The sequence below is a fragment of the Paenarthrobacter sp. C1 genome (assembly GCF_049315185.1).
GTDB lineage: Bacteria > Actinomycetota > Actinomycetes > Actinomycetales > Micrococcaceae > Arthrobacter > Arthrobacter nicotinovorans.
In genome coordinates this window covers 114,325-136,303 of the sequence record NZ_CP186054.1, presented here as the reverse complement: position 1 = coordinate 136,303, position 21,979 = coordinate 114,325, and the positions used below count along the sequence as shown (strand labels likewise).

The following is a 21,979-nucleotide window of genomic DNA, read 5'->3' as shown; positions in this document are numbered from 1 at the left end:
ACGCCCAGGCTGTGCACAACCGCCGGCAGGAACAGGGCGCGCAGAAAGCAACGCGGTGACCTGGCGGTTGTGTGCAGGCGGTCACCTGGGTCCCGTCGTCCACCTGGGTGCGGGAAAAGCCCGAAGGATTGAGCTTTTGCCGTGCCCCTGTGGGCGAGGGGCAAAACACAACCACCAACCGAAATCGAACGGCAGGCGGCAAGCGGCGGCGGCAACGGCGGCGGCAGCAACGGCGGCGGCGGCAACGGCGGCGGCAGCAACGGCGGCGGCGGCAACGGCGGCGGCAGCGGCAGTTCGGTTGTGTCGTGATTCCTTTGGATGGTGGCTTGATCCCTTTTTGGTGAGGACAGCGGCACCCTTCGGTGCCGACCACCCCGACGCCCAGGCTGTGCACAACCGCCGGCAGGAACAGGGCGCGCAGAAAGCAACGCGGTGACCTGGCGGTTGTGTGCAGGCGGTCACCTGGGTCCCGTCGTCCACCTGGGTGCGGGAAAAGCCCGAAGGATTGAGCTTTTGCCGTGCCCCTGTGGGCGAGGGGCAAAACACAACCACCAACCGAAATCGAACGGCAGGCGGCAAGCGGCGGCGGCAACGGCGGCGGCAACGGCGGCGGCGGCAACGGCGGCGGCAGCGGCAGTTCGGTTGTGTCGTGATTCCTTTGGATGGTGGGTTGATCCCTTTTGGTGAGGACAGCGGCACCCTTCGGTGCCGACCACCCCGACGCCCAGGCTGTGCACAACCGCCGGCAGGAACAGGGCGCGCAGAAAGCAACGCGGTGACCTGGCGGTTGTGTGCAGGCGGTCAACAGGGTCCCGTCGTCCACCTGGGTGCGGGAAAAGCCCGAAGGATTGAGCTTTTGCCGTGCCCCTGTGGGCGAGGGGCAAACAGTCCTTGGTCACGCCGTATTGGCGGCCGAGCTCGGCGAGGCCGTTCACCCGTTGGTGGGGCGAACGGCCAACCACCGACACGTGGGAACCCGCGCCCCGGAAGTATTCACTGGCCCTGTCGCGGGAACGGCGGGCCGTCGCCCCTGACCACGACGAAAGCTGCTGCCAGGGCGGCGGCCCGCCACCATAAATCCACGGTTCCCTGCCCGGTCACTTGTTCGCTGGCTACCTCATGTACACGGTAAGGTGGGGTACGAAAGAAGCGCGGAACCTAGATAGTTCAGATATCTAGGGTCCGCGCTTTTTCCTTGCCCGGGGTTAGTTGGCGTCGATGATGATCTGCTCAGTTTCCGATGCTGTGTAGCCCCACGTGACGAGTTGGTTCAGGTAGTCCTTGTGGACTTGGCCCGGGTTCCGCCATGCGTCCTTGGGCAGCTGCTTCTCGTACCCGGCGCAGACGAGCGCGATCATCGCGAACTCGGGCCGGTTCTTCGTCCCGGCCACGTGATCCTTGAGCGGGTTCCAACCCCACGTGTTGGACTCCTCTACCTTGGCTCCGATCATCTCTGCCGCGAGGTCGCCGTCATATGTTCTGGCAGTTTCGGGGTGGTGGGTGATGGCGTGGATGGTGAAGTACTGCCACCCCTTCGGCGCGGTCTTTCGCGACAGCAAGGTCTTCACGAATGCCCGTCGAACCGTCTCGGCCGATACGGCCGCTTTGTTGTTCGCGATCAGGGTCCGGCGTTCTTCTTTCTGGTCCTCGGTCATGGGACCGGTCACGGCCTGCGTTCCTCCGGTGTAGCGTTCAAGGCGCGGGGTGAAGCCCAGTTCCTCCCACCCGGTGACCACGGGCATGGCTTTGTGTTGGCGCAGGTAGTTCGTTTGAATCACGACCGCGTTGGCGTCCTCTTCGGTGGCTTGTTCCCCGTCTGCCTTGTTCAGGTGCTCGACGTAGATCGCTTCACTGTCGGCGTAGTACCCGGCGTCCTCCACGATGGTCTTACCCTGCTCGGTGAGTTCGGTTTTCAGGGCTTCCAAAGCTTCCCGCGATGCCCGGTCGTCGCGGAGCTTCTGGGCAATGTGGTCAAGGTACTCGGGTTCATCAGCGATGACCGATTCAAGCTCCGCAACGGCTTCCTCGTCCCCGTCAAACTCTGCAAGCACCAGTGCCTGATCCACGGTGTACCCGTCTTGCAGGGCCTTGGCCCCGGTGACCGTGGATTTGGCCTTGATGGCGTCCTCCACGACCGTCTTGTCCTTCGCGCCGGTACGCTCGGCAATCTGCGCGGCCGAGACGCCCAGCAAGGCAAGCTGCTGATAGCCCTCGGCACGGTCGGTCTCGTTCAGACCAGAACGCATGTCGTTCTCCACGATCTGCTTGGCGATCCGATCAGCCTCGCCCTGCGTCTCGGAGACATACACCGGCACCGAATCCAGTTCGCCTTCCACAGCCGCGATGGTTCTTCTCTGCCCGTACAGGACATGGATCTCTCCCTCGTCGGTGATCTGCGCGACGATCGGCACGATCACCCCGTGCTGCTTGACCGAATCCAGAAACTTCTGAGTCATCCCCAAGTCCTTACGAACATTCGTGGCGACCGTCAGCATGGCCGGGTTCAGCATCTCCAGTCTCGGGCGCGGCAGCGCGACCGTGAGTTCTGCGGAGTCGGTGGGGTTTTCGGCAATGGCAGTCATGATGGTTCTCCTTGTTTCATTGGCACGGGTGGGAGAGCGGCGTAACCCGGCCAGCGCTCTCTGGTTCCTCCCCGTTGTTGTTTTTGTTGCTGGCACGCAGTGCTTTATGGGCCTGACGTAGGCGCCTCCTCCCGTCAGGGCAAGGTGTCGGGTTTCTTCGAAAGGAAATAAGCGAAGCGCCGTCGAAGAAACCCGGGACCGTAGGGCCCCGGAGTTTACGGAGGGGTCAGTAGCTTGAGCCGGAGCAGGACCATATGATCCGAAGGACAGCCACAAAAACGGTAATACTGGAAAAGGTCTTGAGCCGGCGTGACTCAGCAAAAAACTGACGTGCCTTCCGGCACTGTCTTACCGACGATTTGTCGGCCGGCTCAAGGTCCATCAAAGGGGGTGATGTGCCAGGCGGACATGACTTCATAGGAGCCTGATACGACTAATCCCATTACCGTTTTGTCTGCCCACCTGGCCTACCCCCAATTCATGAGCCATTGAACTCGACTGGGGGCCGCTTCCATCTTGGCAACAGAACCAAGCAACATCATCGCCGGCATCGACACACACGCCGATACACACCACGTGGCCATCATCAACGAACACGGCAAGCCACTTGCCGACAGAGAATTCCTGGCAGTGGGATCCGGATACCGCAAGATCGTAGACTTCATCACCAGCCATGGCACGGTCACAGCCGTAGGGGTCGAAGGGACAGGCTCCTACGGAGCCGAGCTCTCCCGTGTCCTACGCGGTGAAGGCTTATTGGTACTCGAGGTGAACCGGCCGAACCGTGCCGCCCGCCGGACGGAAGGCAAGTCCGATCCTCTGGATGCCTACCAGGCCGCCCAATCAGTACTCGACGGCCGGACCACATCAATTCCGAAAGCCAAAGACGGTCCCGTTGAATGCCTCCGAATCCTGCGCGCCGGGCGTGCGTCGGCTATGAAGGCACGGACAGCGGCCGTCAATCAAATCAAAGGTCTTCTCGTTTCAGCTCCGGACAGGCTCCGAGCAAAGTACAGAGGGCTGGGCACCGCAGCGATGATCACGTCCCTGCACCGCACCAGACCGTCGGGCCACATGGCTGACCCCGAGTACGTGTGCCTGCTGACACTGAAAGCCCTGGCCTCCCGCTGCCATTCACTCGCCGCCGAAATTGCCGCCGCCGATGCCGCGCTCAAGGAAATCCTCGATACCTACGCGCCGATGCTCTGTGACCTTTCAGGTGTCGGAACGGAAGTAGCCAGCCAGCTCCTGGTCACTGTCGGAGACAACCCGGACCGTATAGGTAACGAAGCCCAGTTCGCTGCCCTCGTCGGCGTGGCTCCCATACCCGCGTCCTCGGGCAAAACAACCCGGCACCGGCTCAGCAGAGGCGGTGACCGCAACGCCAACCATGCCCTGTATCAGGTCGTCCTGGTTCGTATGGCGTCGTGTCAACGGACCAAGGACTACGTGGTCAAACGCACCGCGGAGGGCAAGAGCAAACGGGAGATCATGCGCTGCCTCAAACGCTACGCAGCCCGGGAAATCTACCGTCAGATCACCAACCCCCAAGCAGCCCCAGACAATACAGATCTCCGCCAACTACGCAACACACTGGGTTGCACCATCACAACCGCAGCCAGCGAACTTGGCCAATGGCCCTCCAAAATTTCCCTCCTGGAACGCGGCCTCCTCCGCAACGACATGCTGGCCACGAACTACCGCCAATGGTTGACCGACCAAACCGACAAAAGAGACAGACCGGATAAGGAGGCAATCCCTATCCAATCGGTTTACATTTAGGGTCGAAACGAACGAAAACTTGGGGGTACAAGTAATGGCATCTGTTGGGTCAGGCAAAGCTGAACTGCTTATGGACGAACACGGGATTCTTCAACTGAAGTGGGCGCGCCACGCCATCATCCGATCAAGTGATGCTGAGGCAGCCATGCACATGGTCAACGAGCTATGCGGACAAACTGAACGCCCACTGTTGGTGGACATGGCCACAACATCCGAGGTCAGCCGCGGTGCCCGCGCTGTCTTCGGTCGGACCTGCCAAGCATCACACGTCGCGCTTCTGGGCGCTTCACCAGTAGACAAAGTCATCGCCAACTTTGTCTTGGCCATGAACAAAACACCCCGTCCCAAACGCTATTTCACCTCACGGACAGAAGCCCTGGCATGGCTCGTAACAAGCACCACTGCAGAACCTGACATCTTGCCCAAGGACACATAGGAGGACTGCCTAAGGCCCTGTCGGGTCTTGCCTCACGGCCAAAACCGCGAGGTCGTGGATGAGCAGTCGCACTTGGCGTTCGCGACCGCTGGAAAACACAACACGAGATGAAGGAACAGAGCTCACAGACGGAGCGGGACCGGGTGAAGGTTTGCCCGGCGGTGCCACCGAAGCTCCCTCGGCTGCAAAAGGATCAATAAAGCACACTGGTTCCATTACACGTTCCCCTCAACCGTCAATAACCTGATCTGACCATTATGGATTGATCCGTCCGACGGACCAGCAACGCCGCTCTTCGGAACACTCTCTGCCATGATTTGACGGCTATAGGAGCATCGTCGTAGACACACAGGACCGGGCACGGCGGAGCTCTGCGACGTCGGGACCGGGCCCAACAGTCGGCCACGGAGCGAAGCGGAGTGGACGCCCAAAAGGGTGCGAGCCCTGCGAGCATGCTCCCGTCCTGAGTCTTGTCAGACTGGGTTGGTACGGTGAACGTGTCCCGCCTGGTTTCCCCCAATCCCAGGCGGGACACTTATGTCAGAAGGAGAGGTGGACAGTGGGACTGCGAAACATTCTGAGCAGGCGCCGCAAAGCAGTCGGGCCCTCCATGGCTGTGCCGGCCGGAGAATTGGCTGAGCTGGAGGCGGCCTGGGCGGAACTGCGGCTGACGGTCGATGAGTCCAACGTGACATCGTTCCGTGCCTGCAGCCGCAACGGGCGCTCCTGGGCCGAAGACCCGCGGCAGTGCGGCAGATCGCTGCCACGATCGGGCGCATCATGAGACGAACGAATAGCGGATCTACTTCGAGAGTGACCCCGACGGCGCGGCAACCATAGGAGAGTCGATGGCTGAGTCCATCCCAGTAGCTTTGGAGCCACCTGTTGCCGTCGCCTTGGCCAAACTGATCAAGGCTTTCCCCGGTCCGGGTGCGTTGCCGGGTGGGGTTTGGATGGAACCCAAATGGGATGGCTTTATTCACTGGACTCTGTCAAGCGGTGTCCTGGTGCCGTTTTCGAGTAAGCGTGCACCAGCCCTGCGCGGGACCAGGACCTCGGACTCTATTTGTGGCTCGGATCTGGGCTAAGACTGGGAGTAAATCTCAGGAGTGAAGGGTGCCGATCATGATGTGGGGTTATGGACAAGGCATGGTGTGGATGTGGCTTTGGGTTCCTCTGCTACTTGTCGGCATCGCGTTGCTTGTATATCTGGCAATAAGGGTCTTTGGCGGCGGCCGTGGCGGTTACGTGCCTACAGGCCCACACGGGTCAGGCGTCCCGCCGCCGGCGAAAGGGAGCAGGGCCCGCCAGATCCTCGAGGAGCGCTTTGCGAAAGGGGAGCTCACGGCAGACCAGTACCGCGAGGACCTCAATGTGCTCGGTGAGGACCCGTAGTGCAAGCCGTCAGCCGTCGCCAGGCGCTGTTGCTGGGCGGTTTCGGCATGGCAGCAACAGCGGCCGGTAGTGCCGGGCTGGTCTGGACCCTGACCTCGCGAGAGCATCCCGTTACGGGACGTGAGCTGACCCAGCCTCCCGAGGAACGGAGTGCAAACGGCCAGCTGCAAGTACGGCTCGAAGCCGCACCCGGACAAATGTTGCTTGCCGGTCAGCAGGCCGCAGCCCTTGGTTATAACGGCAGCATCCCCGGCCCAACGCTTCGAGTACGGCCCGGCGATATCCTGAGAATTGGGCTGGTCAACAACCTGGCCCAAGCCACAAACCTGCACGTGCACGGACTCCACGTGTCCCCGGAAGGCAGCGGGGACAATGTCTTCGTCTCGGTGGACCCCGGTGACACCTTCGACTACGAATACAAACTACCCGCGGATCACCCCCCGGGCGTGTACTGGTATCACCCCCACCATCACGGCATGGTCGCCGATCAAATCTTCGCGGGCCTCTTTGGAGCGATCATCGTCGAGGACCCCGAGCGCATCGATTCGAGTGTGGAGCGTGTACTGGTCATTTCGGACACCACCCTGGACGGTCTGGGCAATATCGCGGCGGTCCCTGAGATGGATCGAATGATGGGCCGGGAGGGTGACCTGATCCTGGTCAACGGTCAAAGCAATCCGCAACTCACTGCCCGCCCCGGGCAACGAGAAAGGTGGCGCATCATCAACGCATGCGCTGCCCGCTACCTCCGGCTGCGGCTCGACGGTCAGCAGTTGCAGCTCCTCGGCATGGACTCCGGCCGCTTCCCGACACCGAAGACACTGGATGAACTTCTACTCACGCCCGGAAACCGGGCAGACCTCCTCGTGACCGCAGCAACCGGCGACTCCGCCCTGCGCGCGTTCTACCAGGACCGGGGAACCATGGAGGGAATGATGAGACCAAGGCGCGGAACACGGAGCCCTGCAGACCAGCCGGACGGCGCGGCACTGGCCACTCTCCGCGTAGCGGGCGAACCGATCGCATCCCTGACGGCCGTGCCCACCCTGCGGGGGCTGGGAGACCTGAGATCAGCCTCCGTCGCCGCACGCCGGCAGATCATTCTGGCCGCCGGCATGGGCATGGGCATGGGCGGGGGCATGATGCGTTTCACGATCAACGGCAGGGAATTCGACGAAACCCGAACAGACACGACGGTAGCGGCCGGGGACGTGGAGGAGTGGACGCTGACCAACACCAGCCCCATGGATCACCCGTTCCACCTGCATGTCTGGCCAATGCAAATCATCGAGGAGAACGGCCAAGGCACGGACACTGCCATCTGGCAGGACGTGGTGAACGTACCCGCAAACGGGCATGTAAAGGTCAGAATCGCGTTCAAGGACTTCAGTGGACGCTCCGTCTATCACTGCCACATCTTGGACCACGAGGACCTCGGCATGATGGGCGTCATCGAAGTCCGTTGAATATCGCACTCAGAAATCTCGAACCACTTGGTGGGAAACGAGCATCACTTGTCCTTTATACCCCCTGGGGGTATATTGATGGTGTTGTCAGTGAGTGGTATGTCGCGGAGGACCGCCGGGTTTCCTCTTTACATCCGTTCAACCACAGCACCCATCGCATCTTCTGCAATGAATGGAACTGACATGCAAACACCATCACGTACCGAACTGCCTTTGGCTGCCTCCTCTTCGGGCTGCGGCTGCTGCTCCACCGATCCCCGCCCCACTTTGCCAATCGAAACGGGCGTTGAGTACGGCGTGGAAGGCCTGACCTGCGGGGGCTGCGTGGCCAGCGTCGAGCGGGCCGTCAAGGCCCTCGATGGCGTCGACACCGCGTCCGTTGACCTCGTCCCAGGCGGAATCTCCCGCCTGATCATCACCGGATCCGCCGGACCATCTGCAGTCCGGGATGCCGTCACCTCGGCTGGATACGGCCTGACCAGCAGCTAGTCCACACACGTTCGGTCGACGCCGCCCTCGGGCGATGCTTGGGACCGTACCTGGAGGAGCACACCATGACAGAAAACACCCATCACCACGACCACCCGTCACCGGTCAGCCAAGCCGACCCGGCCGAAGCGTCAGCACATCAGGTGCCCGGCACTGGGGCGCCATCGCACCAGCACCACGCCCACCCGCAGGGACACGGCACCCAGGACGATCATGCGGTGCATAGCCACGGCCAGCATGCCGGGCACAGCACCGCAATGTTCAAGGACAGGTTCTGGCTGACGCTGGCACTGTCGGTCCCGGTCGTGTACTTCAGCCCGATGTTTGGGCACCTGCTCGGGTACATGCCGCCGGAGTTCCCGGGTTCGGCCTGGATCCCGCCCGTTCTTGGAACAGTGATCTTCTTCTATGGCGGCATGCCGTTCCTCAAGGGCGGCCTGAATGAAGTGAAGACCCGGCAGCCGGGCATGATGCTGCTGATTGCCATGGCCATTTCTGTAGCGTTCGCCGCGTCCTGGGCCACCAGCCTGCGGATCGGGAACTTCGATCTGGACTTCTGGTGGGAGCTGGCGTTACTGGTGGCCATCATGTTACTGGGCCACTGGATCGAGATGCGCGCTCTCGGCTCCGCCCAAGGCGCCTTGGACGCCCTGGCGGCATTGCTGCCGGACGAAGCCGAACGCGTCACCGACACCGGGATCGAAACGGTCCCGGTTTCCGAACTGGAGAGTGGGGATGTTGTTCTGGTCCGTTCCGGGGCGCGGATGCCCGCGGACGGCACCATCGTTGACGGGCAAGCCGAGTTCGACGAGTCCATGATCACCGGGGAATCCAAAACAGTGCTGCGTTCCGTGGGAGACCCGGTGGTGGCCGGGACCGTGGCCACGGACAACACCGTCCGCGTCACAGTGACTGCGGTCGGGGACGACACGGCGCTGGCCGGCATCCAACGGTTGGTTGCTGAAGCCCAGGCCTCGTCCTCGAAAGCCCAGGCCCTCGCGGACCGGGCAGCGGCGTTCCTGTTCTACTTCGCCACGATCGCCGGTGTCATCACCTTCATTGCCTGGCTACTGATGGGCAGCCTGCCCGAGGCCGTCACCCGCACGGTCACAGTCCTCGTGATCGCCTGCCCCCACGCCCTCGGGCTGGCCATTCCACTGGTCATCGCGATCTCCACCGAACAGGCCGCCCGGGCCGGGGTGCTGATTAAGAACCGGATTGCTCTGGAGCGGATGCGTACCGTCGACATTGTCCTGTTCGATAAGACCGGCACCCTGACCAAGGGCGAACCCGAGCTGAAGGACGCTGCCGCCATAGAAGGGACCAGCACCGACGAGCTCTTAGCGCTGGCCGCGGCCGTGGAATCCGACAGCGAACATCCCGTCGCCCGCGCCATCGTCCGGGCAGCCCACAACAAGGGCCTGGAATTGCCTCCCGCAACGGGCTTCACATCGATGACGGGCCGTGGCGTGCGCGCAACGGTCCAGGGCCGCACCGTCCAGGTGGGCGGACCGGCGCTGCTGCGCGAACTCGGCCTCACCGAGTCCGAAACCCTGGCCGCGGCCACGCGTGAATGGATGGGACGCGGCGCGGCCGTGCTGCACGTCATCGACGAGGACCAGGTTCTGGGGGCGGTCAGCCTGGAAGACGCCATCCGGCCCGAATCCCGGCAGGCAGTGGCCGCCCTGCAGAACAGGGGCGTAAAGGTCGCTATGATCACCGGTGACGCCAAGCAGGTAGCCGCCGCGGTGGGAGCCGAGCTGAACATCGATGAGGTCTTCGCAGAAGTCCTTCCCGCCGAAAAGGACAAGAAAGTCGCCGAACTGCAGGCCCGTGGACTCAAAGTCGCGATGGTCGGAGACGGCGTGAACGACTCCCCGGCCCTGGCCCGGGCTGAGGTCGGCATCGCCATCGGCGCTGGCACCGACGTGGCCATGGAATCAGCCGGAGTGATTCTGGCCGGCAACGACCCCCGGGCGGTACTGTCCATGGTTGACCTGTCCCGGGCCAGCTACAAAAAGATGTGGCAGAACCTCGTGTGGGCCACCGGATACAACATCATCGCCGTCCCGCTGGCCGCTGGCGTCCTGGCTTTCGCCGGGATCGTTCTGTCCCCCGCGGCCGGGGCGGTGCTGATGTCGGTCTCCACCATCGTGGTCGCCCTCAACGCCCAACTGCTCCGGCGGGTGAAACTGAACCCCTCGCAGGTTCGTTGACCACGTAGTGCCACCGGCACCGACGCACCCATCCCACGGGACCCATGCGTGGGTGCCGGTAGCCTTGAAAGAACCAGTACCCAGGGAGGAGGACCAGCATGGCCGCGCAACGCACCATCGCCGGATCCGCCCTGCTCACGGCGACACTGCTGGCAGCAGTCCTGGCCATCATCGCCGGAATCCTTGGCATGCACGTCATGACAGGCACCCACTCGGCACGCTCGGCCGCGGCGGTTCCCGCAGACATGACGGCTACGGCGGCTCAGGCCGCAGCCGGAAACCCGTCCGGCCATGGCGGCCATCAGCCCCCATCATCCGGGGCTACTGCCACGGAGGAGCTGTCCACCTCCCATGGTGCAGTGTCCCCGGCCCAGTGCTCCTGTTCAGGGAACTGCTCCAGCGAGCACTCCATGACCGCGGCTTGTATCCCCTCGGCCGCGGCCGGCGTCCTTGCCGCGCCGGTACCCACCGAGGCGCCTTCGATTACAGCCCCAACGCTGGATTCCACCTTCGCGGTCTGGAATCTGTGGTCCTACCGTCCCGGCGGTCCTTCACCGGGTGAACTGTCCATCAGCAGAACATAGACGCTATCCGCCCGGGCCCAAGCCTGGCACCTTACGTTGCGACCGGAAACCAACCACTGTCTTTCCGGCGCGTCTTTGATGGATTTACCCACCCCCCCCTTTCAGGGGCGCCTTCGCGTCCCCTAAAACCTTTTGAAGGACTTGATCATGATGAACACCAAGTTTGTGCCCCTTGCAGCTACGGCCGTCGCCGCGGTGATCGCCCTCGCAGGCTGCGGTTCCTCCGGTGGTTCCGGTTCCTCCGCGACCTCCATGCCGGGAATGGACCACGGCAACAGCTCCTCCAGCACCTCCACCCCTGCCGCGAACGCTTCTGCCCACAACTCTGCGGACGTGATGTTCGCCCAGATGATGATCCCGCACCACGCACAGGCCGTGGAGATGAGCGACATGATCCTCAAGAAACAGGACGTCCCTGCCGAGGTCACAGCCCTGGCTACCCGCATCAAGGACGCACAGGGACCGGAAATCGAGAAGATGACCGGCTGGTTGCAGGGTTGGGGCGAGCCGACGCAGGTGCCCACCGGGCACAGCATGGACGGCATGATGGGCGCCGAAGACATGACCAAACTGGAAGCCGCCCAGGGTGTGGAGGCCGCGAAGCTGTTCCTAACCCAGATGATCGCCCACCACGAGGGCGCCGTAACGATGGCCAAGACCGAGACCACGGACGGCAAAGACCCCGCAGCCGTTCAGCTGGGCAAGGACATCGTCAGCGCCCAGGAAGCCGAAATCAAGGAAATGCAGACACTGCTGGCCAGCCTCTAAGCCAATCCCTAAAGGACCGGCCCTGCACCAATCAAGCGGGACCGGCGTCTCCGCATTTCCTTCCAACCCTGGAGCTTTCCCATGCAACCCTTCACCCGTGCGGCATCGCGTCGCGGCATCTTGCTTTCCGGGGCGGCGCTCGTGCTCGCTCTGGCAGCCTGCACCCCGGCCAACCCACCCACGACCACGGCGCCGTCAATCGAACTGAGCGACGAGGCCCTGCCCAGTAGCCACGTCCATGGTTTGACCGTCGATCCCGATACCAGCCAGGTGCTCCTGGCCACCCACGACGGGCTTTTCGACGTCACGAAACAACCCGCCACCAAGATCGGTAGGACGAACGATCTGATGGGATTCACTGCCGGCGAGGACGGCGTTTTCTACGCCTCCGGACACCCCGGTCCCGGATCGGACCTGCCCAATCCCTTCGGACTCATCAAATCCACCGACGGAGGACAAAGTTGGGAGAAACTCTCACGCCAAGGTGAATCTGACTTCCACGCCATGACCGCCACGAAAACCGGGATCATCGCGTACGACGGGGAACTTCGCCACAGCCCCGACGGAAAGACCTGGAACACCGTGGCCGCCATGTTCGCACCAGCAGTCCTGGCCGGCCACCCGGACAGCGAGACCATACTGGGCACCACCACCGAGGGAATCCAACGCTCCACCGATGGTGGAGAGACCTGGTCGCTGGATAAGTCCGGGCCAGTGATCCAATACGCGGCCTTCGCCACACCCGACGAAGCCGCTGGCGTCGCCCCTGACGGGACCACCTATTACTCGGCAGACGCCGGGGCCAGCTGGACGAAAAAGGGCCGGGTCGATGGTGAAGTGATGGCCATAGCAGCACTCAAGGGTGCCGATGGCAGTCCTTGGGTGTGGGCTGCCACGCCCGAGGGGATCGTGGTGTCAACGGACGGCGGCACCACTTTCCGCCCGACAGACGCTTCGTGACAGTCTGCTGCCTACGGGCAAACTGGACCCTGCCCGGCCTGGCGGGCTGCGCGGACCGGGTTTAGGGTGGGCGTGATGGCCGGGCAGGCCGGCCCTCACGCCCACAGAAGACAGGAGCCGGCCATGTCCCACCACATCAGCGCGATGATCGATTCCCACCCGGAAGCCGCGGGCGGGATGGAAAGGGAGAAACTGGCCGAATGTATCGCGGCCTGTTTTGAATGCGCGCAAACCTGCGGTGCTTGTGCCGACGCGTGCCTGGGTGAGGACATGGTCGCCGAGCTGACCACCTGTATTCGCACGGACCTGGATTGCGCCGACGTCTGCGCTGCGACCGGTGCTGTCCTCAGCCGACAAACCGGCACCAACCCGGAGACTGTCCGGGCAATGCTGGAAGCGTGCCGGACCGCCTGCGGCGTGTGCGCTCAAGAATGCGAGCAGCATGCCGGGATGCACGGACACTGCAAAATCTGTGCGCAGGCCTGCCGCCGCTGTGAGGCCGCCTGCGCCGACTTACTGGCTGCCCTCGCCTAAATCATGTGGCGGACTGATGCGCCTCGGGTCGTAACCCGGCCATGGTGATCCCGACAAGCTGTTGCGCAGCAGCAGGGGTCACTCCCCCGCGGCGCCCAGGGCGTGTAGGCAGTAAGCCGCCAACGCCTCAGGGGCAGTGTCAGTCCTGATCACGCCTTCGTTCGCTCCTTCAGCCAGCAAATCTGCGAGGAAGCCGTTCAAGTGTTGTTCTGCGTCTCCGACGTGGGGGCGGGCATGCAGCAGTACCGCCTGTTCGCTGCCGTGTCCGGAATGTGCCATCAGCGCGTAGGCGCCCAGAACTTCTTCCAGCTTCCGCCAAGGCCCCCCGGCAGCGGTGTCCTTAATACGGGCGAGCTGCTGCAGGTGAGAGCCGATGTGGCGATCGTGCCAGGCGTCCAGGACGGCCTCCACATCGGGAAAATACTTGTACAGTGTCGCCCGTCCGATACCGGCGTCCTGGGCGATCTGCGACATCGTTACCCCGGTTAGGCCGTAATAGCCGTCCGCCCGGGGCCACAAATACTTGACACAGCCACGCGTATGCCTCCAGAACCTCTTCGAGCTTCTGGAGGTGGGTGAGGCTGTCCTCAAGTGCACTAACTTCCCCGAGCCACTGTTGGCTTCAGTGAGGCGTCAGCGCGGAACCCTTACGACAGGTGCGAGGATCATGTCATCGACCTTAGGCACGGCGAGCTTGAGCCGCTTCCCGGCGGTATGGATGATCACTTCGGCATCGGCCATGCCGAGCCGGCCATCGATCATAAGTGTCGCTGTTCCTTGGAGGCGGTGCCCGGACCAGCGCAGCTGGAGTTTCGGGACTCCAAGGACACCTGGTGTAGTTTCCAGTGCATGCTGTGCTGTGTCGAGCAGGTCGGGTTCGATGCCGTCCATGAGTCGTCGTCCGATGCTGCGGACGGTGCCCCATAGCAGGACGAGAATGGCTGCTGAGATCAGTAGCCCGACGATCGGGTCGGCCAACGGGAAGCCGAGCATGACGCCCGCGGCGCCGAAAACGACGGCCAGGGACGTGAAGCCGTCGGTGCGGGCGTGGACACCGTCGGCTACCAAGGCGGCTGAACCGATGCGGCGGCCGACGCGGATCCGATAGATGGCCACGGCTTCGTTTCCGGCGAACCCTATGAGACCTGCCGCGAAAACCCACCAGAGGTTGCTCAATGGCTGGGGGTTCAGGAGCCGCTCAACTGACTGCCAGGCTGCCACTACCGCGGACATGGCGACCACCGCGACGATGGACAGACCTGCGAGGTCTTCGGCGCGCCCGAACCCGAAGGTGTAGCGGCGGGTCGCGGCACGCCGTCCCAGGATGAACGCAACCCACAGCGGGACGGCTGTCAGGGCGTCGGAGAAATTATGGATCGTGTCGGCCAATAACGCCACCGAACCGCTGATGAGAACAACCAGAAATTGCAGAACCGTGGTGGCCAGCAGCAGGAATAGGCTGATTTTCAAGGCCTTCACGCCTTCTGCGCTGGCCTCCATCGCATCATCGATGGAATCGGCAGCATCGTGGGTGTGCGGAACAAAGAGCTCCACCAACCAGCTCCTAAATCCCGAATGATGCTGGTGGCCATGCCCGTGATCGTCTCCGTGGTCGTGATGGTGCTCTTCGCCGTGCGGCGCGTGGTGACCGCTGACGGGTCCCCGAATGCTCATGATGCAGGTCTGCTCTCATTGCGGTGGTGGGCCGGCTCTGCGCCGAGAGCATGTTCAGCCTGGAAGATCGCATCGGCCACCAGTTGCCGGGCGTGCTCGTTCTCCAAGCGGTACAGGACTTTGGTTCCGTCCTGGCGGGTGGAAACCATCCGCGCTAAACGCATCTTGGCCAGATGCTGGGACACTGCGGCCGGGGACTTTCCGATCAGTTCAGCCAGCGCCCCTACAGCCATTTCGCCGTCCCGCAACGCGAGGATGATGCGGACCCTGGTCGCGTCGGCGAGCATGGCGAAGACCTCGACGGCCAGTTCCACGTACTGGCTGTCCACTCCCAAGGAGCACATTCTGTTATCTGCATTCATACGCACATAATGGCACAACTGCTCCTGCGTTAGCCATTGGATCCCGATGCATGACGACGGTCTTCGCTTCTGGGCGGTGCGTAAAACGGGGAAACCCTGCGCCTTCGAATAATGAACTCCGCCAGGTGTACGGAGCTCGATCCGTCGAGTGTGGAAGTCCAAGGTATCCACGTCACAGACAAGGTAAAACGTGATTTTATCGGGTCCCCTAACTGCTACTTTTCGGTATGCCTAACTTTCCTCTATCCTCATATCAGAACGCCCCGATGATGAGGACTGATGATGGCTGCTCCCGCTCTTGATACCCGCCCCGCGCCCCGAAAGGTGTGGTCCCGACTCCTGCTTCTGGGTCCGGCCTTCGTGGCCGCGATCGCCTATGTGGATCCTGGCAACGTGGCCGCGAACCTCACCGCTGGTGCGAACTACGGGTATCTGCTCGTGTGGGTGTTGGTGGTCGCCAACGCCATGGCCGTTCTGGTGCAGTACCAATCGGCGAAGCTGGGTTTGGCCACGGGTATGAGTCTTCCTGAGATTCTTGGTAAAAGATTGGGGACCAAGCGCCGCCGGTTGTATTGGGTGCAGGCGGAGATCGTTGCCGGTGCCACGGACATGGCCGAGGTAATCGGCGGTGCCGTCGCCCTGAACCTGCTGTTCGGCCTTCCGCTATTGGCCGGAGGAGTCATCATCGGCGTAGCCTCCATGCTGCTGCTGGCGCTGCAGTCCCACCGGGGTCAGCGTTCATTTGAATACGCGATCCTGGTGCTCCTTGGCGTCATCGCCGTCGGATTCATGTCCGGATTGTTCGTCAATCCCCCTGATGGCGGAGCTGCCCTTGGCGGTTTGGTTCCTCGCTTTGAGGGCACCGACACGGTCCTGCTGGCGGCGAGCATGCTCGGAGCCACGGTCATGCCGCACGCGATCTACCTGCACTCGGCCCTGGCCCGGGACCGGCACGGCTTCTCCGAGGATCCTGCCGTGCGGACCCGCCTGATCCGGGCCACCCGTTTCGACGTTGTCGGTGCCTTGCTGCTCGCTGGTGTGGTGAACATTTCGATGCTGCTGCTGGCCGCGTCCAGCTTGCGCGGCATCGAGGGAACAGACACCATCGACGGAGCCCACGCTGCAGTGACCTCGGCACTGGGTCCGGCCATCGGCGTCATTTTCGCTGTCGGGTTGCTGGCCTCCGGTCTGGCCTCAACGTCAGTCGGTTGCTACGCCGGCGCGACCATCATGGGCGGGCTCTTGAAGGTCCGAATCCCCCTGCTGACCCGCCGGGTCATCACCCTCATTCCGGCGCTGATCATTCTGGGAGCAGGTATCGAACCGACCCTGGCCCTGGTGTTGAGCCAGGTGCTGCTCAGTTTCGGCATCCCGTTCGCTTTGATCCCCTTGATCCGGCTCACGGGCAAACGCGACGTGATGGGCATCCACACCGATGGCAAAGCCCTGAAGATCGCCGGCTGGACCAGCGCCAGCTTGATCGTCGGACTCAACATCGTCCTCATCACCCTCACCCTCAGCGGCCAATCCTGAGACCAGGCCCGAAAGCCGGGTCATTCCTAACCTTTGGCCACGGTTTCCACCCAGAGGGCCGCGGCTGCCTCGTCACCAAGGGCGAGGTCTTCCCCGGAGGCGGCGAGACGAACAGGTATCCCGGCGGCGAAGGCTTTGCGTTCACCGACGATGAGTTGCGTGCCCGGGACGAGGCCATGCCCGGCGAAGTAGCGGAGCATCTCGGCACTCTCATCCGAGACCCTCCGAATGATCACCGCATCCCCGGGCCGCACAGCACCCAACGGCACCGCGTCGGCCCGGTCCAAGTGTTCGCCCGGTAATGGGATCGGATCACCGTGTGGATCGTGCCGTGGGTAGCCAAGAAGGGCGTCGATCCTGGCGATGAAAATATTCGAGACTGCGTGTTCGAGCACCTCAGCCTCATGATGGACCTCGTCCCAGCGGTAACCGAGGTTCTCGACCAGAAACGTCTCCAGGAGCCGGTGCCTCCGGACCATCGCCAGGGCGTATTCCTCACCGGTCGGGGTCAGTTCCACACCGCCATAACGGGCGTGCGTCAGCAAACCCTGCGCCGCGTATTTCCGGATACCTTCCGAAGCGGTCGAAGCGCTGACTCCGAGCCGATCCGCGACAAGGCCCACCGTAACCGTCTCGTCGGACCACTCCTGCGCGGACCACACTACCTTCACGTAGTCCTGGGCAACGGCCGTCAGGTCCGAGGCCTGTGGTGTCGCATTTTTTCTGCTGTTACTCATGATGTTGGGTGGCTAAGCCTCGATCCTGCGGCCCTGGGAGATGAGTGTCTGCACCAACAATAGCGATACGACTGAACGCTCATAGATATGGACGGGTGTCCGGAGCCTTCACAAGTCGTCAGTCCGAGGGCAGGACGCATACAGAACCATAACTGTGACAGCAGTCTCTACCGATAACATCCGAGCACTGCGCTATCATCGTCGTATGACGAATCAATTTGGCGGTTCCGTGGACGGGTGTGCTCCGCTGGATCCCGCGGCGGCGCTGTTTCACTCCCTTAGCGATCCGACGCGCCTGGGCATTGTGAAGCGAATGGCCGGCGGTGAGGTCCGCGTGGGTGAGCTCGCCAGCGAGCTGGGATTGGCTCAGTCGACGGTCTCGGCGCATGTGGCGTGCCTGCGGGATTGCGGCCTGGTGGAAGGCCGGGCCCAGGGCCGCAGTGTGTACTACTCGCTGTCCCGTCCGGAACTGATGGACATGCTTGCTCAGGCCGAGGTCCTGCTGGCTGCGACCGGCAACGCGGTCAGCCTCTGCCCGAATTACGGCAACGGAAGCACCCGCGTCGTGTTGTCCAACGTAGAACTAACGAAGGAGCACACTCGATGAGTGACGCTTGCTGCAGTGACGACAAGCCCGAGACCGCGGCAGAGGAAGCGGAGGAAGCACTCGGTTTTTGGCAGATCAACGAGATCAGGGCCGCAGCGGTCGCTGGCGTGCTCCTCCTGGCCGGGTGGATCCTGTCCCTGACGGGCGGTCCGGACTGGCTGCGCCTTGTCCTGGAAATCGGGGCGCTGCTGGTCGCTGCATGGACGTTCGTTCCCTCCACCCTCCGTCGACTGGCCAGGGGCAAGATCGGTGTCGGGACCCTGATGACGATTGCTGCTGCCGGCGCGGTAGCGCTGGGCGAATACGAGGAAGCGGCGATGCTCGCTTTCCTCTATTCAATTTCCGAAGGTCTGGAGGAATACTCTCTGGCCAAAACCCGGCGCGGTCTGCGGGCCCTGTTGGACTTGGTTCCCGTCGAAGCAACCGTCCTGCGCGGCGGGACGGAGGTCACCGTCGACCCCGGTGAGCTCGTTCCCGGAGACCGGATGATCGTTCGTCCGGGTGAACGTGTTGCCACCGACGGTCGCATTATCACCGGCCGCACATCGCTGGACACATCGGCCCTGACCGGTGAATCCGTACCCGTAGAGGTCGGCCCCGGCAGCGACGTCTACGCCGGGTCCATCAACGGCACCGGGCCGCTGGAACTCGAAGTCACCAGCACCGCGGAGAACAACTCGTTGGCCAGAATCGTGCACATCGTCGAGGCCGAACAGTCCCGAAAGGGCCCCGGCCAGCGTCTTGCGGACAACATCGCCAGGAAACTCGTCCCCGGCATCCTGCTCGCCGCCGCACTGATCATTGGCTTCGGCTTCATCATCGGAGAGCCGTTGCTGTGGTTTGAACGCGCCCTCGTCGTCATCGTCGCCGCATCACCGTGTGCGCTGGCCATCTCCGTACCCGTCACCGTCGTCGCCTCCGTCGGCGCCGCAAGCCGTATCGGTGTGCTCATCAAGGGCGGCGGCGCGCTTGAAACTCTCGGCAAAATCCGCACCATCGCCCTGGATAAGACCGGCACACTGACGCGGAACAGGCCCGAAGTCATTGACGTCGCCACGGCCGGTACCGTGGCCCGCGAAGATGTCCTGGCCCTCGCGGCCGGGCTGGAAGCCCGCAGCGAACACCCCCTTGCCCGCGCCATCCTTGCCGCATCCCCTGCCCGGGTCGAGGTAACCGACGTCGACACGGTCCCCGGAGCCGGTCTGGAAGGCCTTTTCGAGGGTAAAACCGTCCGACTGGGCCGCCCGGGCTGGATCACCCCCGGTTCCCTTGCCGGGGAAGTCGAGCGGATGCAAACGGCGGGTGCGACCGCCGTTTTGATCGAATCCGCCGGGGAGGTCATCGGTGCCGTAGCAGTGCGTGACGAGCTGCGTCCCGAAGCCCGGGACGTGATTGCCCGGCTGCGGGCCTCCGGGTACACCACCGCCATGCTCACCGGGGACAACACGATCACGGCCAATGCCTTGGGCAAGGACGCCGGCATCACCGAAGTCCACGCCGACCTTCGCCCGGAAGACAAGGCCGAGATTATCCGGACGCTGAAGTCCCGCCAGCCCACCGCCATGGTCGGTGACGGCGTCAACGACGCCCCGGCACTGGCCACCGCCGACACCGGAATAGCGATGGGGGCAATGGGCACCGATGTCGCGATCGAAACCGCGGACATCGCCCTGATGGGCGAGGACCTGAACCACCTGCCGCAGGTGTTGGACCACGCCCGCAGGACCCGGTCCATCATGCTGCAGAACGTGGGCTTGTCCCTGCTGTTGATCGCGGTCCTGATCCCGCTGGCCTTGTTCGGGCTCCTCGGCTTGGCCGCGGTTGTTCTGATCCACGAACTGGCCGAAATCGTGGTGATCGGCAATGGGGTCCGTGCCGGCCGTATCAAGGCATCTCGGATGGAAAATCCCGCACCGGCGTTGTCGGACACTTCCCGGGTTTCCGCATGAGTGCCACGAGCACCAGACGGCCCCGGACAGGACGGGCCGTCCTCGGGCTCGGCGCCCTCGCCCTGGCCGCCCTGGATCTGCTGGTCAAGACCGTTGTGGTCCAGACAATAGGTGATGGCAGGGTCCTGGACTTCGGTCTGGTCAACCTCAAGCTCGGCTATAACACCGGTGTCGCGTTAAGCCTCGGCGCGACCTTGTCCCCGTGGGTAGTGGTCGTTGCGACCACAGTAATCGTCGCAGCGCTGGCGGTATTCCTGTTCCGTGCGGTCCCCCGGTTCGGCACGCTATCCCGCACCGGCGCTGCTTTCCTTCTCGGCGGCGCCCTGGGCAACCTCGTGGACCGGATGGACGGAGCAGGCGTCGTTGACTACCTGCATACCGGATGGTTCCCGACCTTCAACCTGGCTGACGTGTTCGTCGTCGGCGGAGTTGGCCTGCTGATTCTGGGCACCATACTCTTCCCCGCCGCGCGCAGCGAAGAGGACTGAACCGTTGGACATTGGTGAATACTTTGCCTCGACGGTGACCTCCGGGGCCCTGATCCTGGCGTTGCCCCTGGCCGCCGCAGCAGGTCTGGTGTCGTTCCTCTCTCCGTGCATCCTTCCGCTGGTTCCCGGCTACCTGGGCTTCGTCTCAGGGCTCACCGACCCAACGCAGCCGCGGAACAGGCGACGGGTCCTCTCGGGGGTGGCACTGTTCATCCTCGGCTTCGGCGCCGTCTTCACCCTCTACGGGGCAGCCTTCGGAGCCATCGGCTCCTGGCTGATCCGCTGGCAGGACCCACTCATGAGGGGACTGGGCGTCGTGGTCATCATCATGGGCCTGGTCCTGCTCGGACGGTTCTCCTGGCTCCAGCAAACCCGCAAATTCCAGGGTCCAGGACGCGGTGGGCTCTCCGGAGCCCCGCTCCTGGGCATCGTCTTCGGCCTCGGATGGACCCCCTGCATGGGCCCAACGCTCAGCGCCGTGCTCAGCCTGAGCGTCACCGCCGGCAGCGCCTGGCGCGGGGCACTGCTGGCCTTCATCTACTGCCTGGGACTCGGCATCCCCTTCGTCCTTGTCGCTCTGGGCTTGAACTGGGTCTCGAAGGTCCTATCGGTGGTCCGCAAGCACATTCGGGCCGTCAACACCGGCGGCGCCGTCATGCTCATCATCCTGGGGGTCCTGATGGTAACCGGGGTGTGGGTGCAATGGATCTACCAGCTGCAGAACCTGGCAGGGACGTTCCTGATGCCCGTCTAGCCACCAAGACCCCGCACGCAGACACAATCAAGCAAGGACCGAGAACATGATCAACCAACCAGAGCCACGGCGGCGCCCCGGACGCCGCACCATCCTGGGCTTGGGCGCGGCAGTACTTGCCCTCACCGGCTGCGCAGCCCCGGACGATCTGGCCCAGCAGGCCAAGGCCGGCGATGACAAGAACTACATCGCCGGGGACGGGTCGGTCAACGAATACCCACCCGGATCACGCGGGGCCGCGGTCGCCTTGGAAGGCCGGCTGTTTGACGGGCAAAAAGTTGCTGCCCGGGACTGGGCAGGCAAAGTCGTGGTCCTCAATTTCTGGTACGCGGCCTGCGCTCCGTGCCGGGCGGAGGCCCCGGACCTGGCCGCCCTGCACACGGAATTCAAAGACCAAGGCATCTTGTTCTACGGCGTCAACGTCCGCGACGACGCAGCCACGGCCGAAGCCTTCGAACGGACCTTCAAGGTCGACTACCCCAGCTTCGATGACAGCAACGGCGGCATCCTGCTGGCCATGACCGAGTACGTCCCGCCCCGTGCAGTCCCCACCACCCTGGTGCTGGACACTCAAGGCCGCGTCAGTGCCCGGATCCTGGGGATCTCCCAAAAAGGCACTTTGAAGGCACTGATCACTACCGCAGCTGCGGGATCATGATTACC

At 63.3% G+C, this 21,979-nt stretch carries 24 protein-coding genes; 19 read left to right on the top strand and 5 right to left on the bottom strand.

Annotation, left to right across the window (positions count from 1 at the left end; translation table 11 throughout):
- Positions 1-141: 141 nt before the first annotated feature.
- Together ACNAOU_RS26305 and ACNAOU_RS26300 are read left to right on the top strand one after the other, a co-directional pair.
- Positions 142-309, top strand: coding sequence for a hypothetical protein (locus tag ACNAOU_RS26305; protein WP_422759301.1), 168 nt, complete (start codon positions 142-144; stop codon positions 307-309).
- Positions 310-518: 209 nt separating this feature from the next.
- On the top strand, positions 519-653 hold the full coding sequence (locus ACNAOU_RS26300; protein ID WP_422759300.1) for a hypothetical protein: 135 nt from the start codon (positions 519-521) through the stop codon (positions 651-653).
- A 552-nt stretch (positions 654-1,205) separates the two neighbouring features.
- Here ACNAOU_RS26300 and ACNAOU_RS26295 read toward each other — a convergent pair.
- Positions 1,206-2,582 (bottom strand): ParB/RepB/Spo0J family partition protein, encoded by a 1,377-nt coding sequence (locus ACNAOU_RS26295; protein ID WP_422759299.1) that lies wholly within the window; start codon positions 2,580-2,582, stop codon positions 1,206-1,208.
- A 516-nt stretch (positions 2,583-3,098) separates the two neighbouring features.
- Here ACNAOU_RS26295 and ACNAOU_RS26290 point away from each other — a divergent pair.
- The 11 genes from ACNAOU_RS26290 to ACNAOU_RS26240 all read left to right on the top strand — a co-directional run bounded on the left by ACNAOU_RS26290 (position 3,099) and on the right by ACNAOU_RS26240 (position 13,212).
- The gene (locus tag ACNAOU_RS26290) at positions 3,099-4,364 is read left to right on the top strand and encodes an IS110 family transposase (protein ID WP_422759298.1); all 1,266 of its coding nucleotides are present in this window, start codon (positions 3,099-3,101) and stop codon (positions 4,362-4,364) included.
- 34 nt (positions 4,365-4,398) lie between these two features.
- Positions 4,399-4,800 carry an STAS/SEC14 domain-containing protein gene (locus tag ACNAOU_RS26285; protein WP_422759297.1) on the top strand — a complete coding sequence of 134 codons (402 nt, stop codon included), beginning with the start codon at positions 4,399-4,401 and terminating at the stop codon, positions 4,798-4,800.
- Positions 4,801-5,359: 559 nt separating this feature from the next.
- Positions 5,360-5,584 (top strand): hypothetical protein, encoded by a 225-nt coding sequence (locus tag ACNAOU_RS26280; protein ID WP_422759296.1) that lies wholly within the window; start codon positions 5,360-5,362, stop codon positions 5,582-5,584.
- Positions 5,585-5,925: 341 nt separating this feature from the next.
- A complete protein-coding gene (locus ACNAOU_RS26275; RefSeq protein ID WP_422759347.1) occupies positions 5,926-6,195 on the top strand; it encodes an SHOCT domain-containing protein in 270 nt (89 codons plus the stop codon).
- Positions 6,195-7,661: a multicopper oxidase family protein gene (locus ACNAOU_RS26270; protein ID WP_422759295.1), complete on the top strand. Its 1,467-nt coding sequence runs from the start codon at positions 6,195-6,197 to the stop codon at positions 7,659-7,661. The genes ACNAOU_RS26275 and ACNAOU_RS26270 overlap by 1 nt, the downstream gene beginning before the upstream one ends.
- 183 nt (positions 7,662-7,844) lie before the next feature.
- A complete protein-coding gene (locus tag ACNAOU_RS26265) occupies positions 7,845-8,150 on the top strand; it encodes a heavy-metal-associated domain-containing protein (protein ID WP_250820598.1) in 306 nt (101 codons plus the stop codon).
- A gap of 65 nt (positions 8,151-8,215) precedes the next feature.
- Entirely contained in the window at positions 8,216-10,366 is a 2,151-nt protein-coding gene (locus ACNAOU_RS26260) for a copper-translocating P-type ATPase (RefSeq protein ID WP_250820599.1), read from the top strand.
- Between the two features lie 98 nt (positions 10,367-10,464).
- Entirely contained in the window at positions 10,465-10,950 is a 486-nt protein-coding gene (locus ACNAOU_RS26255; protein ID WP_250820600.1) for a hypothetical protein, read from the top strand.
- Positions 10,951-11,097: 147 nt separating this feature from the next.
- On the top strand, positions 11,098-11,718 hold the full coding sequence (locus tag ACNAOU_RS26250) for a DUF305 domain-containing protein (protein WP_422759294.1): 621 nt from the start codon (positions 11,098-11,100) through the stop codon (positions 11,716-11,718).
- Positions 11,719-11,799: 81 nt separating this feature from the next.
- Positions 11,800-12,678 carry a F510_1955 family glycosylhydrolase gene (locus ACNAOU_RS26245; protein WP_250820602.1) on the top strand — a complete coding sequence of 293 codons (879 nt, stop codon included), beginning with the start codon at positions 11,800-11,802 and terminating at the stop codon, positions 12,676-12,678.
- 123 nt (positions 12,679-12,801) lie between these two features.
- Positions 12,802-13,212 carry a four-helix bundle copper-binding protein gene (locus ACNAOU_RS26240; RefSeq protein WP_250820603.1) on the top strand — a complete coding sequence of 137 codons (411 nt, stop codon included), beginning with the start codon at positions 12,802-12,804 and terminating at the stop codon, positions 13,210-13,212.
- A 78-nt stretch (positions 13,213-13,290) separates the two neighbouring features.
- On the opposite strand, the gene ACNAOU_RS26235 is transcribed toward ACNAOU_RS26240, so the two are convergent.
- The 3 genes from ACNAOU_RS26235 to ACNAOU_RS26225 form a co-directional block, all read right to left on the bottom strand.
- The gene (locus tag ACNAOU_RS26235) at positions 13,291-13,686 is read right to left on the bottom strand and encodes a TetR/AcrR family transcriptional regulator (protein WP_422759293.1); all 396 of its coding nucleotides are present in this window, start codon (positions 13,684-13,686) and stop codon (positions 13,291-13,293) included.
- Positions 13,687-13,845: 159 nt separating this feature from the next.
- Positions 13,846-14,886: a cation diffusion facilitator family transporter gene (locus ACNAOU_RS26230; RefSeq protein WP_250820605.1), complete on the bottom strand. Its 1,041-nt coding sequence runs from the start codon at positions 14,884-14,886 to the stop codon at positions 13,846-13,848.
- On the bottom strand, positions 14,883-15,248 hold the full coding sequence (locus ACNAOU_RS26225) for an ArsR/SmtB family transcription factor (RefSeq protein ID WP_250820606.1): 366 nt from the start codon (positions 15,246-15,248) through the stop codon (positions 14,883-14,885). The genes ACNAOU_RS26230 and ACNAOU_RS26225 overlap by 4 nt, the downstream gene beginning before the upstream one ends.
- A 282-nt stretch (positions 15,249-15,530) precedes the next feature.
- Between ACNAOU_RS26225 and ACNAOU_RS26220 the strand changes: the two genes are divergently transcribed.
- Positions 15,531-16,781, top strand: coding sequence for an Nramp family divalent metal transporter (locus ACNAOU_RS26220; RefSeq protein WP_250820607.1), 1,251 nt, complete (start codon positions 15,531-15,533; stop codon positions 16,779-16,781).
- 26 nt (positions 16,782-16,807) lie between these two features.
- Here the strand turns inward: ACNAOU_RS26220 and ACNAOU_RS26215 are convergent, their stop codons facing one another.
- The gene (locus ACNAOU_RS26215; RefSeq protein ID WP_250820608.1) at positions 16,808-17,518 is read right to left on the bottom strand and encodes a metal-dependent transcriptional regulator; all 711 of its coding nucleotides are present in this window, start codon (positions 17,516-17,518) and stop codon (positions 16,808-16,810) included.
- 205 nt (positions 17,519-17,723) lie between these two features.
- On the opposite strand from ACNAOU_RS26215, the gene ACNAOU_RS26210 reads away from it, so the two are divergent.
- The 5 genes from ACNAOU_RS26210 to ACNAOU_RS26190 are packed head-to-tail and all read left to right on the top strand — an operon-like array spanning position 17,724 to position 21,974.
- Positions 17,724-18,125, top strand: coding sequence for an ArsR/SmtB family transcription factor (locus ACNAOU_RS26210; protein ID WP_250820609.1), 402 nt, complete (start codon positions 17,724-17,726; stop codon positions 18,123-18,125).
- Positions 18,122-20,074, top strand: a complete 1,953-nt coding sequence (locus ACNAOU_RS26205) for a heavy metal translocating P-type ATPase (RefSeq protein WP_250820610.1) — start codon at positions 18,122-18,124, stop codon at positions 20,072-20,074. The genes ACNAOU_RS26210 and ACNAOU_RS26205 overlap by 4 nt, the downstream gene beginning before the upstream one ends.
- Positions 20,071-20,562 carry a signal peptidase II gene (lspA, locus tag ACNAOU_RS26200; RefSeq protein ID WP_250820611.1) on the top strand — a complete coding sequence of 164 codons (492 nt, stop codon included), beginning with the start codon at positions 20,071-20,073 and terminating at the stop codon, positions 20,560-20,562. Before ACNAOU_RS26205 ends, lspA begins: the two co-directional genes overlap by 4 nt.
- A gap of 4 nt (positions 20,563-20,566) precedes the next feature.
- The gene (locus ACNAOU_RS26195; RefSeq protein WP_250820612.1) at positions 20,567-21,316 is read left to right on the top strand and encodes a cytochrome c biogenesis CcdA family protein; all 750 of its coding nucleotides are present in this window, start codon (positions 20,567-20,569) and stop codon (positions 21,314-21,316) included.
- A gap of 46 nt (positions 21,317-21,362) precedes the next feature.
- Positions 21,363-21,974, top strand: coding sequence for a TlpA family protein disulfide reductase (locus ACNAOU_RS26190; RefSeq protein ID WP_250820613.1), 612 nt, complete (start codon positions 21,363-21,365; stop codon positions 21,972-21,974).
- Positions 21,975-21,979: the final 5 nt, after the last annotated feature.

What these genes read in the sequence shown, in the direction of transcription:
- ACNAOU_RS26295 (WP_422759299.1), bottom strand. Translation starts at nt 2,582, where the DNA reads ATGACTGCCATTGCCGAAAACCCCACCGACTCCGCAGAACTCACGGTC.
- ACNAOU_RS26215 (WP_250820608.1), bottom strand. Translation starts at nt 17,518, where the DNA reads ATGAGTAACAGCAGAAAAAATGCGACACCACAGGCCTCGGACCTGACG.
- ACNAOU_RS26235 (WP_422759293.1), bottom strand. Translation starts at nt 13,686, where the DNA reads ATGTCGCAGATCGCCCAGGACGCCGGTATCGGACGGGCGACACTGTAC.
- ACNAOU_RS26230 (WP_250820605.1), bottom strand. Translation starts at nt 14,886, where the DNA reads ATGAGCATTCGGGGACCCGTCAGCGGTCACCACGCGCCGCACGGCGAA.
- ACNAOU_RS26255 (WP_250820600.1), top strand. Translation starts at nt 10,465, where the DNA reads ATGGCCGCGCAACGCACCATCGCCGGATCCGCCCTGCTCACGGCGACA.
- ACNAOU_RS26245 (WP_250820602.1), top strand. Translation starts at nt 11,800, where the DNA reads ATGCAACCCTTCACCCGTGCGGCATCGCGTCGCGGCATCTTGCTTTCC.
- ACNAOU_RS26275 (WP_422759347.1), top strand. Translation starts at nt 5,926, where the DNA reads ATGATGTGGGGTTATGGACAAGGCATGGTGTGGATGTGGCTTTGGGTT.
- ACNAOU_RS26240 (WP_250820603.1), top strand. Translation starts at nt 12,802, where the DNA reads ATGTCCCACCACATCAGCGCGATGATCGATTCCCACCCGGAAGCCGCG.
- ACNAOU_RS26265 (WP_250820598.1), top strand. Translation starts at nt 7,845, where the DNA reads ATGCAAACACCATCACGTACCGAACTGCCTTTGGCTGCCTCCTCTTCG.
- ACNAOU_RS26220 (WP_250820607.1), top strand. Translation starts at nt 15,531, where the DNA reads ATGGCTGCTCCCGCTCTTGATACCCGCCCCGCGCCCCGAAAGGTGTGG.
- ACNAOU_RS26210 (WP_250820609.1), top strand. Translation starts at nt 17,724, where the DNA reads ATGACGAATCAATTTGGCGGTTCCGTGGACGGGTGTGCTCCGCTGGAT.
- ACNAOU_RS26260 (WP_250820599.1), top strand. Translation starts at nt 8,216, where the DNA reads ATGACAGAAAACACCCATCACCACGACCACCCGTCACCGGTCAGCCAA.
- ACNAOU_RS26190 (WP_250820613.1), top strand. Translation starts at nt 21,363, where the DNA reads ATGATCAACCAACCAGAGCCACGGCGGCGCCCCGGACGCCGCACCATC.
- ACNAOU_RS26225 (WP_250820606.1), bottom strand. Translation starts at nt 15,248, where the DNA reads ATGAATGCAGATAACAGAATGTGCTCCTTGGGAGTGGACAGCCAGTAC.
- ACNAOU_RS26205 (WP_250820610.1), top strand. Translation starts at nt 18,122, where the DNA reads ATGAGTGACGCTTGCTGCAGTGACGACAAGCCCGAGACCGCGGCAGAG.
- ACNAOU_RS26250 (WP_422759294.1), top strand. Translation starts at nt 11,098, where the DNA reads ATGATGAACACCAAGTTTGTGCCCCTTGCAGCTACGGCCGTCGCCGCG.
- lspA (WP_250820611.1), top strand. Translation starts at nt 20,071, where the DNA reads ATGAGTGCCACGAGCACCAGACGGCCCCGGACAGGACGGGCCGTCCTC.
- ACNAOU_RS26285 (WP_422759297.1), top strand. Translation starts at nt 4,399, where the DNA reads ATGGCATCTGTTGGGTCAGGCAAAGCTGAACTGCTTATGGACGAACAC.